The sequence below is a fragment of the Kineococcus anabasis genome, assembly GCF_054590795.1.
The window spans coordinates 232,076-243,343 of record NZ_BAAIHU010000002.1 but is presented as its reverse complement, the minus strand read 5'-3'; the positions used below and the strand labels follow the sequence as shown (position 1 = coordinate 243,343).

At 77.3% G+C, this 11,268-nt stretch carries 11 protein-coding genes and 1 tRNA gene; 1 reads left to right on the top strand and 11 read right to left on the bottom strand.

Going from position 1 to position 11,268, the window contains the following annotated elements:
* Window positions 1–53 precede the first annotated feature (53 nt).
* The 7 genes from ACYQBY_RS04635 to ACYQBY_RS04605 form a co-directional block, all read right to left on the bottom strand.
* Window positions 54–329 carry a hypothetical protein gene (locus ACYQBY_RS04635; protein WP_459642655.1) on the bottom strand — a complete coding sequence of 92 codons (276 nt, stop codon included), beginning with the start codon at window positions 327–329 and terminating at the stop codon, window positions 54–56.
* A gap of 71 nt (window positions 330–400) precedes the next feature.
* Complete coding sequence (locus ACYQBY_RS04630) at window positions 401–1,198, bottom strand: Bax inhibitor-1/YccA family protein (RefSeq protein ID WP_459642654.1); 798 nt, start codon at window positions 1,196–1,198, stop codon at window positions 401–403.
* Between the two features lie 113 nt (window positions 1,199–1,311).
* Window positions 1,312–1,395 (bottom strand) — tRNA-Leu (locus tag ACYQBY_RS04625).
* 59 nt (window positions 1,396–1,454) lie between these two features.
* Window positions 1,455–2,804 carry an NAD(P)/FAD-dependent oxidoreductase gene (locus ACYQBY_RS04620; protein ID WP_459642653.1) on the bottom strand — a complete coding sequence of 450 codons (1,350 nt, stop codon included), beginning with the start codon at window positions 2,802–2,804 and terminating at the stop codon, window positions 1,455–1,457.
* Window positions 2,805–2,873: 69 nt separating this feature from the next.
* Window positions 2,874–3,716, bottom strand: coding sequence for a uracil-DNA glycosylase (locus ACYQBY_RS04615; RefSeq protein WP_459642652.1), 843 nt, complete (start codon window positions 3,714–3,716; stop codon window positions 2,874–2,876).
* The gene (locus ACYQBY_RS04610; protein ID WP_459642651.1) at window positions 3,713–4,159 is read right to left on the bottom strand and encodes an SRPBCC family protein; all 447 of its coding nucleotides are present in this window, start codon (window positions 4,157–4,159) and stop codon (window positions 3,713–3,715) included. Before ACYQBY_RS04610 ends, ACYQBY_RS04615 begins: the two co-directional genes overlap by 4 nt.
* A 97-nt stretch (window positions 4,160–4,256) precedes the next feature.
* A complete protein-coding gene (locus ACYQBY_RS04605; protein WP_459642650.1) occupies window positions 4,257–5,255 on the bottom strand; it encodes a Ppx/GppA phosphatase family protein in 999 nt (332 codons plus the stop codon).
* Window positions 5,256–5,344: 89 nt separating this feature from the next.
* Here ACYQBY_RS04605 and ACYQBY_RS04600 point away from each other — a divergent pair, with 89 nt between their 5' ends.
* Window positions 5,345–6,835 (top strand): phytoene desaturase family protein, encoded by a 1,491-nt coding sequence (locus tag ACYQBY_RS04600; RefSeq protein ID WP_459642649.1) that lies wholly within the window; start codon window positions 5,345–5,347, stop codon window positions 6,833–6,835.
* Between the two features lie 287 nt (window positions 6,836–7,122).
* Here the strand turns inward: ACYQBY_RS04600 and ACYQBY_RS04595 are convergent, their stop codons facing one another.
* The 4 genes from ACYQBY_RS04595 to ACYQBY_RS04580 form a co-directional block, all read right to left on the bottom strand.
* Window positions 7,123–7,623 (bottom strand): DUF501 domain-containing protein, encoded by a 501-nt coding sequence (locus tag ACYQBY_RS04595; RefSeq protein WP_459643111.1) that lies wholly within the window; start codon window positions 7,621–7,623, stop codon window positions 7,123–7,125.
* Window positions 7,623–8,249 carry an FtsB family cell division protein gene (locus tag ACYQBY_RS04590; protein WP_459642648.1) on the bottom strand — a complete coding sequence of 209 codons (627 nt, stop codon included), beginning with the start codon at window positions 8,247–8,249 and terminating at the stop codon, window positions 7,623–7,625. The genes ACYQBY_RS04595 and ACYQBY_RS04590 overlap by 1 nt, the downstream gene beginning before the upstream one ends.
* Window positions 8,250–8,260: 11 nt before the next feature.
* Window positions 8,261–9,541, bottom strand: coding sequence for a phosphopyruvate hydratase (gene eno / locus ACYQBY_RS04585; protein WP_459642647.1), 1,281 nt, complete (start codon window positions 9,539–9,541; stop codon window positions 8,261–8,263).
* Window positions 9,542–9,622: 81 nt separating this feature from the next.
* Window positions 9,623–11,260, bottom strand: a complete 1,638-nt coding sequence (locus ACYQBY_RS04580) for a DUF885 family protein (RefSeq protein ID WP_459642646.1) — start codon at window positions 11,258–11,260, stop codon at window positions 9,623–9,625.
* Window positions 11,261–11,268 lie beyond the last annotated feature (8 nt).

The following is an 11,268-nucleotide window of genomic DNA, read 5'->3' as shown; positions in this document are numbered from 1 at the left end:
ACAGACCGGTCCCAGCGCGCCGAAACCCGGAGAAGGGCGGGGTGGGGCGGGGCTCAGAGGGCCCGGCGCAGCTCCACGAGGTGGCGCTCCGCGGCCCGCAGGGCGTCCGGCCCGCACACGGCGAGGGCGTCGGCGCCCACCACGGCGAGCTGGTCCCCCACCCCGTGCACCGCGAGGCGCGGCAGCGTGCGGCGCGGCCGGCCCTCGGCGTCGGCGGCCAGGTCCGCCAGCGCCTGCGCGGCCGCGCGCGCCACGTCGGCCCGGGTGCGCTCCTGCCCCTCGGCGGGCCGGTCCAGCCGGCTCAGCGACGCGGAGCGCAACCGGTCCACGACGCGCCACAGCTCGGCGCGGACCCCCTCGTCGGGGGCCGGGCCGAGCTGTGGACGGGTCGGGCCGGCGGTCAGTCGTTGCCCCGCAGGATCGCCAGGAAGCGCAGGATCTCCAGGTACAGCCACACCAGGGTGACGAGGAGGCCGAAGCCCGCGCGCCACGCCTCGCGCTGGGGCAGGCCCTGGCGGATGCCGCGCTCGATGTGGTCGAAGTCCAGCACCAGGAACAGCGAGGCCAGGACGACGCCGATCGCGCTGATGCCCAGGGCGAGCACGCCGCCACCGGCGTAGACGCTGAAGCCGGTGGTCATCGACAGCACCAGGTTCACCAGGCCGAAGACCAGGTAGCCCAGGCCCGCGATGACGAGGACCTTGGTGAACTTCGGGGTGACGCGGATGAAGCGCGTCTTGTAGGCGAGGAGCATCGCGCCGAACGCGCACAGGGTGCCGATGACGGCGGAGCTGATGATGCCGTCGAAACGGGCCTCGTAGAGACCGCTGATCGAGCCGACGAAGACGCCCTCGACGGCTGCGTAGGCGAACATCACGCCCGGGCGGACCGTGCGGGACAGCTGCGCCCACATCGCCAGGCCGAAGCCGACGAGGCCCGCGCCCAGGACGGTGAGCAGGCTGGGCTGCATGAAGAAGAAGGAGTAGGCGGCGGTGGCGACCAGCACCGCGAACAGGGCGCCGGTGCGGACGACCACGTCGTCCAGCGTCATGCGCCCCATCTGCGACGGGGAGGCCGGCGGGGCGCCGTACATGCCCGACAGCTGGTCCGCGCTCGGGGTCGCCACGTCGTTGAAGCCGGCGTAGCCGTTACCACGCCACTGTGAGTTCTTGGCGAAGACGGGGTTCTTGCTCTGCATCGATCCTCCAGACGACCTGTACCTGTACGAACGGTACGGGTGGCCGGGGCGTTCCCGCCTGCGGGCGCGCGGACGGGTGAGCCCGCTCACCCTCGTGGAGGAGCGGGCCGGGGTACCCGGGACGGGAGTCGAACCCGCACGCCGCGAACGGCCCGGGGGTTTAAGCCCCGTGCGCCTACCAGTTACGCCACCCGGGCGGTGCGGCGCCGCCCGCCCTCCCCCTCGGGGGTGGGCAGGCGGCGCCGGGTGCTGCGGATCAGCCGCGCGTGGAGGTGATCTGCTTGACGCCCGCGGCGCGCTCGAACTCCGCGAACGGGGTGCTCTGCGCGCTCAGGGACACGATCTCCCGGCGGAAGACCGCCGCCTGCGCCCAGTCGAGCAGGACGCCGACCTTGCGGCTCGTCGTGGGGACGCGGGACAAGTGGTAGACGCGGTGCATCAGCCAGGCCGGGTAGCCCTTGAGCTTCACGCCGTAGACCTGCGCGACGCCCTTGTGCAGGCCCAGGGAGGCCACGGAGCCGACGTAGGCGTGGCGGTACGGGGTGGGCTGGCCACCGCGCAGCACCGCGACGAGGTTGTCGCCGAGCTGCCTGGCCTCGCGCACGGCGTGCTGCGCGTTGGGGGCGCAGAACGCACCGGGGTTGGTCAGGTCCGGCACCGCGCAGGCGTCACCGGCGCCCCAGGCGCCCTCGACGACCGAGCCGTCCTCGTTCGTGACGCGCAGGTCCGCGCCGACGCGCAGGCGCTTGCGCTCGTCCAGCGGCAGGTCGGTGGCCATGAGGACGGGGTGCGACTTCACGCCCGCGGTCCACACGATCGTGCCGCTCTCGAACTCCTGGCCGTCGCTGAGCTTGACCAGGCCGCCCTCGCAGGACTGCAGGGTGGTCTTGAGGTTGACCTCGATGCCGCGCGAGCGCAGCTCCTCGACCGCGTAGCGGCCCATCTCCGGGCCCACCTCGGGCAGGATCCGGTCCAGGGCCTCGACCAGCACGAAGCGGACGTCGCTGTGCCGGACGGTGCGCATCGAGCGGGTGGTGTAGCGGGCGAGGTCCTCCAGCTCGGCGAGGGCCTCGATGCCGGCGTAGCCGCCGCCGACGAAGGTGAAGGTCAGGACCCGGCGGCGGAACGCCTCGTCCTTGCTCGCCTCGGCCTGCTCCAGCGCCTGCAGGAGCTTGTCGCGGAGGAAGATCGCCTCCTCGACGGTCTTGAAGCCGATGGCGTGCTCGGCCACCCCGGGGATCGGCAGCGTGCGCGCCACCGAGCCCGGCGCCATCACGAGGATGTCGTACTCGAGGTCGTACTCCTCGCCGTCGACCGGCTGCACGCGGGCGGTGCGCTCGGCGTGGTTGACGGAGACGACCTCGCCGCCGATGACCTCGGCGCCCTTGAGGGTGCGGCGCAGCGGGACGACGACGTGCCGCGGGTCGATGGACCCCGCGGCGGCTTCCGGCAGGAACGGCTGGTACGTCATGTAGGAGCGCGGCTCGACGACGGTCACCGCCGCCTCGCCCTTCTGCAGCTTCTTCAGCAGCTGCAGCGAGGTGTAGAGGCCGACGTAGCCGCCGCCGACGATGAGGATCCGCGGAGCGGTGGAGGTCCCGGGCATGCACCCACACTACTGACGCCGCGGACGAGGCGTGACACGGGCCACACGCAGCGGTCCCGCCGGCCCTCCTCAGCCCGCCGCGAGGGCCGCCGCCCGGCCCACCACGTCGTCCAGCATCACCTGCGTCAGCCGGCCCGTGGAGGTGTTCTGCCGGCTCACGTGGTAGCTGCCCAGCAGCCGCACACCCGCCCCGCCGGGCCGGCCCAGCACGGCCTGCGCGCCGTGGCCGAAGCGCGGCTGCGGGCGCGGCACGGACCAGCCCGCCCGCCGCGCGGCACCCAGCGCCGAGGCCCACGCGAAGGCGCCCAGCGCCAGCACCACCCGCAGCTGAGGCGCCACCAGGTCCAGCTCGGCGTCCAGCCACCCCGCGCACGTGTCGCGCTCGTCCGGGGTGGGCCTGTTGTCCGGCGGGGCGCACCGCACGGGGGCCACGATGCGGGTGCCGAGCAGGTGCAGGCCGTCGGCGGCGTGGACCGAGGACGGCTGGGAGGCCAGCCCCGCCCGGTGCAGCGCCGCGATGATCCAGTCCCCGGAGCTGTCGCCCGTGAACATCCGCCCGGTGCGGTTGCCGCCGTGCGCGGCCGGGGCGAGACCCACGACGAGCACGCGCGGGCGCTCCACGCCCAGGCTCGGCACCGGGCGGCCCCAGTACGGCTCGCCGGCGTACGCCCGCCGCCGGGTGCGGGCCACCTCCTCCCGCCACGCCACGAGGCGCGGGCAGGCCCGGCACACGCAGGCGCGGGCCAGCAGCTCACCGGCCGAGGCCGCGCCCGCCGCCAGCCCCGCCACCTCGCCCGGCGTGCGCGCCACGGGGCTGCCCGGCCCCGAGGGGTCGCCGGGCCAGCCGCTGCCCGGCTCCACCGGCGAGGGGAACACCGCACCCGTGGCCGGGTGCGGCAGGAGGGCGCTCACCGCCCGCCGAGCTCGCGGGCCAGGCCGTCGAGGACCGCGGAGTAGATCCGGTCCAGGCCGCGCGGGGCGAAGGTGCGCTCGAAGAACCCGCCGACGCCCCCGGCCCCCTGCCACGTCGTGGTGACCGTGACGGTGCTGGCCTGCGCCCCGGCGGGCTGCACCCGCCACGTCGTGACGAGGGTGGAGCCGCGGTCGTCCTCGACGACGGTGTGCTCGTCGGGGGTGGTGACGTCCGCGACGACGGAGCGGGTGCGCTTCTTCGTGGCGTGCAGGTCCCAGCGCGCCACGGTGCCGGCGCCCCGGCCGCCGGAGAGGACCTCGTAGCCGGTGAACTGCTCCGGCAGGATCCGCGGGCGCACCCCGGCGTAGTCGGCGACGGCCTCGGCGACGCGCCCGGCGGGGGCCTCGATGCGGCGGGTGGTGGTGGCGGTGACGGTGCCCACGGGTTCTCCTCGGGTTCTCTCGGTCGGCGGGGACGTCCGGCCGCGGCGGCTGCGCGCCGGGTGCGGGACGTCCCCGCGCGGTGCGGGGCCGGTGCGGTCAGGGCCGCGCCAGGGACAGCGCGACGCCGTCGAGGATGTCGTGCTCGCTGGTGACGACCTCCACCACCCCGCTCGCGGCCCCCACCCGCTCCAGCACCGTGCGCCACACCAGGGCCCCGGCGGCGATGACGTCGACCCGCCCCGGGTGCAGGCACGCCAGCGCGGCCCGCTGCGCGCGCGGCATCGCCAGCAGCGCCTCGCACGCCGCCCGGACCTCGCCCACCGGCAGCACCGCGCCGTGGATGCGGGCGGGGTCGTACCCCGGCAGGCCGAGGGCGAGGGCCGTCAGGGTCGTGACCGTCCCCGCCACGCCCACCAGGGTGCGGGTCCGCTCCAGCGGCACGACGGCCGCGACCTCGTCCAGCGCGGCCGCCACGTCGGCGCGGGCCGCCGCGACCTGCGCCGCGGTGGGCGGGTCGTCGCGGAAGTGCCGCTCGGTCAGGCGCACCGAGCCCACGTCCACCGAGCGCGCCGCCTCCACCCGGGCCCCGCCCAGCACCAGCTCCGTCGAGCCGCCGCCGAGGTCCACGACGAGGAAGGGTCCCGGGTGCCGGCCGGCCAGGCCCGCGGTGGCACCGGCGAAGGACAGCGCGGCCTCCTCCTCGCCGCTCACCACCTCCGGCTCCACCCCGAGCCGCGCGGCCACCCCCGCCACCAGCTCCTCGCGGTTGGACACGTCCCGGGAGGCGGAGGTGGCGACGAAGCGCACCGCCCCCACCCCGTGCGCCCGGCACAGGGCGGCGACCTCGTCGACGGCGGACAGCGTGCGGCGCAACGCCTCCGGGGCGAAGGCGCCGGTGCGGTCCACGCCCTCGCCGAGCCGCACGATGCGCATCCACCGCAGCACCTCCCGGCTCGTCGCCGCGCTCCCGGCGTCCCCCGCGCCGCCGGTGACGTCCGCCACGAGCAGGCGCAGGGAGTTCGTGCCGCAGTCGACGGCGGCCACCCGGCGGGCGCCGGGGGCGGGGTTCGCGGCCAGGGGTCCTGCGGAGGTCACGGCGCTCCTCGGGTCGGGTGCGGGGCCCCATCCTCGCCGGTGCCGCCGTTCCAGGGTGCGCAGCCCCAGCGCTCTGCGAGGGTGGCGCGGTGAGCAGGGAGCGCACCTCACCCACCCGCGACGCCGTCGTGGTCGGCTCGGGGCCCAACGGCCTCGCGGCGGCGGTCACGCTGGCCGCCGCCGGGCTCGACGTGGAGGTCGTCGAGGGCGCGCCCACCGCCGGCGGGGGCTCGCGCAGCCGGGAGCTGACGCTGCCCGGCCACCTGTCCGACGTCTGCTCCGCGGTGCACCCGATGGCCGCCGCCTCACCGTTCTTCCAGCGGTTCGACCCCCGCGCGCGGGGCGTGGAGCTGCTGGAGCCGGACGTGCAGTTCGCCCACCCCCTCGACGACGGGCCGTGGGGCATCGCGCTGCGCGACCTCGACGCCACCGCCGAGCGCCTCGGGCCCGACGGCGCCCGCTACGCGCGGCTGCTGCGCCCCCTCGTGGAGGGCGCGGCCGACCTGGTGCCGACGTTCCTGTCGCCGATGCGCTCGGCGCCGGCCGGGGCCCGGGCGCTGCGGGTGGCCGCGGAGTTCGGGGCGCGCGCCGCGGTGGGCCTGCCCGCGCTGCTCACCGCGCTGCGCGAGCCGCGGGCGGCGGGGCTGCTGGCCGGGGTCGCCGCCCACGCCCCCGGGCGGCAGTCGGGCATCCCGCCCGCCGCGGTCGCCCTCGTGCTCACCACCCTCGCGCACAGCCACGGCTGGGTGATCCCGCGCGGCGGCTCCCAGGCGCTGGCGGACGCGCTGGTCGCGGACCTGCGCGCCCGCGGTGGCACCGTGACGACCGGGACGTGGGTCCGCAGCCTCGACGAGCTGCCCCCCGCGCGCGCCGTGCTGCTCGACGTCTCCCCCGCGGAGGTCCTGCGGATCGCCGGCGACCGGCTGCCCGCCCGGTACGCCGCCGCCCTGCGCCGCTACCGCTACGGGCCCGGGGCGTTCAAGGTGGACTACGCCCTGTCCGCTCCCGTGCCCTGGCGCGACCCCGAGGCGCGGCGGGCGGGCACGCTGCACCTGGGCGGGACCTGGCGCGAGATCGCCGCGGCGGAGGCGGAGGTCGCCGCAGGCCGGCACCCCGAGCGGCCCTACGTCCTGATCGCCCAGCAGTCCGTGGTGGACCCCGGCCGCGCCCCCGCGGGCCACTCCGTCCTGTGGGCGTACTGCCACGTCCCGAACGGCTCCACCGTGGACGTGAGCGCACAGGTCGAGGCGCAGATCGAGCGGTTCGCCCCCGGGTTCCGGGACCTGGTGCTGGCGCGGCACACCCAGACCGCCGCGCAGCTCGGCGAGGAGAACCCCGCGGACTCCGGCGGGGACTTCGCCCACGGCGCGACGACGCTGCGCCAGGTGCTGGCCCGGCCGGTGCCGCGCTGGGACGTGCACGCCACCCCGCTGCCGGGGCTGTACCTGTGCTCCTCCTCCACGGCGCCCGGGCCGGGGGTGCACGGCATGTGCGGCTGGTGGGCGGCGCGCACGGCGCTGCGGCGCACGTTCGGCATCACCGCGGAGCCCGACCTGAGCCCGGTGCGCCCCGCCGCCTGAGCCGCCACCCCTGCGCGGCCCCGCCCTTCTCCGGGTTCGGGCGCCTCCGCAGGGGCCCTCGGAGCGCCCGAACCCGGAGAAGGGCGGGAGCAGGTCGCCCTCGGAGCGCCCGAACCCGGAGATGGGCGGGCACAGACACCCGCTGGAGCGCCCGAACCCGGAGAAGGGCGGGAACAGGCGGCCCTCGGAGCGCCCGAACCTGGAGAAGGGCGGGAACGGCCGGGGCTCGGAGCGCCCGAACCCGGAGATGGGCGGGGAACAGGCGGGCAGGCGGGGGCGGGCGGGGCTCAGCCGTGCGGGCAGCGGGTGGGCCAGCCGGAGCCCTCGGCGCGCAGCAGCTCCAGCGCCTCGTCCCCGAACGGGTTGACCCCCGGGCCGGCGGCGAGGGCGTGCCCCACGAGGGCGTGCAGGCACTTGACCCGCGTGGGCATCCCCCCGGCGGAGACGCCCTCGATCTCCGGCACCTCCCCGTGCACCGCGCGGCGGCGCAGGTAGTCCTCGTGGGCGGCGGCGTAGCGGCCGGCGAGGTCCGGGTCCGCCGCGAGGCGCTCGGTCATCTCCCGCATCAGCCCCGACGTCTCCAGCGTGCTGATGACGGAGGCGGCGTGCGGGTCGACGAGGTAGAACGTCGTGGGGAACGGCGTGCCGTCGGGCAGCCGGGGCGCCGTCTCCACGACGTCCGGGCGCCCGCAGGTGCACCGGTGCGCCACGGCCAGCACCCCGCGCGGCTCGCGGCCGAGCAGCTCGGCCACCGCCCGCAGGTCCTCCTGCGCCACCGGGCCGGGCATCACCGGGCCCCCGTGGTGGCCGGCGCGGGACGGGCGCCGGGTGCGGGCACGGACCCGGTGAGCTCGTCCTCCGGGGCCACCCCGGCGACCCGCAGCGACTCCCACACGTTGGCGTACCAGGCCGCGCTGGGCTGCGGCACGGCCGCGGCGGCGTCGGCGGGGTCCACGTCGTCGGCGGAGCTGGGCCCGTCCACGACGTAGGGCACCTCCCCCGGCACGACGTACTGGAGCCGGGCGCGGGCCTGGGCCATGACGTGGGCGGGGTCGTCCCAGCGCGCCTCCTCGGCGCGCGAGCGCTCCAGCTCGGCCTGCTGGACGACGAGGCCGGCCCGCAGCGCGGCGATCTGCGAGCGCTGCTCCAGCCACTTCTGCAGCGACGGCACCAGGAAGACGCCGAGGACGACGAGGAGCGTCACGAGCACCAGGGTGCGCGGGCCGCGGGCGCGGCGCCGCTCGGCGGGCGAGGGGGTGCGCCGTCCCCGTGCCGCAGCCGGCGGCCGGGTCGCCCCGGCCGCCGGTGCCGCACCGGGCTTGGGGGGGCGGGCGGCGTCCGCCGGCCGGGCGGCGCCGCGGCGCGCCCCGTCGCCCCCCGCGGTGCGGGGGGACGTGGGCCGGCGGGTCGCCATGTCCGCCCCCGTCAGCCGCGCGCGCGGGGGAACGCGGACGGGCCCGCGTAGCGGGCGGCGTCGTCGAGCTCCTCCTCGATTCGCAGGAGCTGGTTGTACTTCGCGACGCGCTCGGAGCGGGCCGGGGCGCCGGTCTTGATCTGGCCGGAGCCCACGGCGACGGCGAGGTCCGCGATGGTGGTGTCCTCGGTCTCGCCGGAGCGGTGGCTCATCATCGTGCGGAAACCGGCGCGGTGCGCCAGGTCCACGGCGTCCAGGGTCTCGGTCAGGGTGCCGATCTGGTTGACCTTGACGAGCAGCGCGTTGCCGGCGCCCGCCTCGATGCCGCGCTGCAGCCGCTCGGGGTTGGTCACGAACAGGTCGTCGCCGACGATCTGGACGCGGGAGCCCAGGGTGGAGGTCAGGTTCGTCCAGCCCTCCCAGTCGTCCTCCGACAGCGGGTCCTCGATCGAGACGAGGGGGTACTCGCCGACGAGGCCCTGGTAGAACTCCGTCAGCCACTGCGCGGTGCGGGTCTCGCCCTCGAAGCGGTAGCCCTCCTCGGAGTGGAACTCCGTGGCGGCCACGTCGAGCGCGAGCGCGATGTCGCTGCCGAGGCTGAACCCGGCCTTCTGCACGGCCTCGGCGATCAGGTCGAGGGCGTCCTTGGTGCTGGGCAGGTCGGGGGCGAAACCGCCCTCGTCGCCCAGGCCGGTCGCCAGGCCGCGCGACTTCAGCACGGACTTCAGCGCGTGGTACGTCTCCGCACCCCAGCGCAGGGCCTCGCGGAACGAGGCGGCGCCGATGGGGGCGATCATGAACTCCTGCACGTCCACGCCGGAGTCGGCGTGCGCGCCACCGTTGATGATGTTCAGCATCGGCACCGGCAGGACGTGGGCGTTGGGCCCGCCGACGTAGCGGAACAGGGGCAGGTCGGCCGACGCCGCGGCGCCCTTGGCGACCGCGAGGGAGACGCCGAGGATCGCGTTGGCGCCCAGGCGGCTCTTGTTCGGGGTGCCGTCGAGGTCGATGAGCGTCTGGTCGACCAGGCGCTGCTCGTGGGCGTCGAACCCGACGAGGGCCGGGCCGACCTCCTCGATGACGGCCTCCACGGCCCCCTCGACGCCCTTGCCGTTGTAGCGGCCGGCGTCGCCGTCGCGGCGCTCGGACGCCTCGAAGGCACCGGTGGAGGCGCCCGAGGGCACCGCGGCGCGCGCGAACGTCCCGTCGTCGAGGAGAACCTCGACCTCGACAGTGGGGTTGCCGCGCGAGTCCAGGATCTCGCGAGCGCCGACGGCCTCGATGGTGGCCACTCGTGCTCCTCCTCAGTGTGCGGGTGCGGCGGCCGGGGACCCGGCCGCCGGGCGCGCCCGAGCCTAACGGTGGCCGCGCGCTCAGAGGAGGGAGCTGTCCGGCGGGTCGGGCGGCAGGTCCAGGAGAGCGGGCAGGTGCCGGGGCGGCGGGGCCCCGGTGTGCAGCAGCGCCTCGTGCCGCCGGGCCGCGCTCCACGCCGGGCGGGCGTCGGCGAGGTCCCGCAGCACCTTGGCGACCTGCGCGTGCCCGACGTGCGCGACCGGCAGCACGGCGCTGTCGAGGACGCTGGTGCGCCAGCGGGCCACGGCCTCCCGCTCGCCCAGGTGGGCGCGCCCGACCAGGAGGTCGCGCACGTCGTCGGCGTCGGCGCCGTCGCAGTGCACCCGCACGTCCACCACGGCGTCCACGGCGCCGCGCACCCGGTCCACGCAGCGCAGCAGGCGCAGCGCGGCGGCCAGGCGCGCGGCGACGGCCGGCTCCCCGTCGTCCACCCAGCCGCTGACGAGGTCCACGGCGCACTCGGCCCAGCCGGCGGTGGAGCAGGCGCTGGCCAGGGTCACCCTGGTGGCGGAGCGGCCGGCGGCGGTGTGCGCCCGCTGCACGAGCCGGCCGGGCACCCCCGCGCGCGCCAGCTCCAGGCGCAGGCGGGCCCGGTCGGGCACCGGCCCGGGGGCCCCGCCGAGCAGGTCCACCAGCTCCGCCTCGCCGGCGCGCTCGGCCTCGGCCGGGACCCCCACCCAGCGGGCGGTGCGGGTGGCGGCGAGGAGCCTGCGCCACTCCTCCCCCGCCGCGCGCGCGACACCGGAGGCGGGCAGGGCGTGCTCGGCGGCGGCGGCGGCCAGGGCCCGGGGGACCTGCCCGTACCGGGCGGGCTCGTCGAGGTAGCGCGCCGCCTCGGCCGCCAGCTCCTCCTCCCGCTCCATCAGGTCGCACTCCGCGCGGGTCAGGAGCGTCTCGGGGTCCAGCTCCGCGTCGAGGCAGTACCACAGCTGCGCGGCGTAGCGCTGGGCGCCGAGGCGCGGGTCGGGCGCGCCGGTGCTGCGGGTCAGCGCCATCAGGCCGCCGAGCCAGCCGGCGTGCGCGTCCAGGGCGGCGTCGGCGGCGGCCAGCGACGCGGCGGCGTGCCCGTCGGCGGGCCGCAGGAGGCCGCGCACCGCGGCCGAGGCGAGGTCGGCCCGCAGGGCGGTGACGTCGTCGAGGGCGGCGAGGGCGTGCGCGGTGCTGGGCAGCTCCAGCGCGTCGCGGGAGGAGAGCAGGGCGCCGGGCAGCTCCCCCAGCCGGGCGAGCAGGGCCTCGGCGCGCTCGGCGGCGGGGGCGTCCGCGGTCAGCACGGCGCGCAGCGCGGCACCGGGGACGTGCACCCGCGCGTCCCAGGCGGCGGGCCGCAGCTCCGAGACCTGCCACAGCTGCCGCGCGACGTCGGAGCGCAGCACCTCCAGGTCCACCGCCTCGTCGACGTCCAGACCGGCGTCGTCGATGCCGTCGAGGACCTCCAGGGCGTCGACGAGGACCCGCTCGCGCTCGGCGAGCCCGGCGGGGCTCGTGTCCGGCAGGGGCAGGACGAGCAGCCGGGCGGCCTGCTCGGGACCGCCCGCGGGCCGGGCGCGGCGGGTCAGGTCCCCGTCGATCAGGGCCCGCAGCACCGAGGCGGTGGTCTCGCGGAAGCGCCTGCGCGCCACCGGGTCCCGCGGGTACTCCGGTGCTCCGCCACCGGCCATCAGGCCAC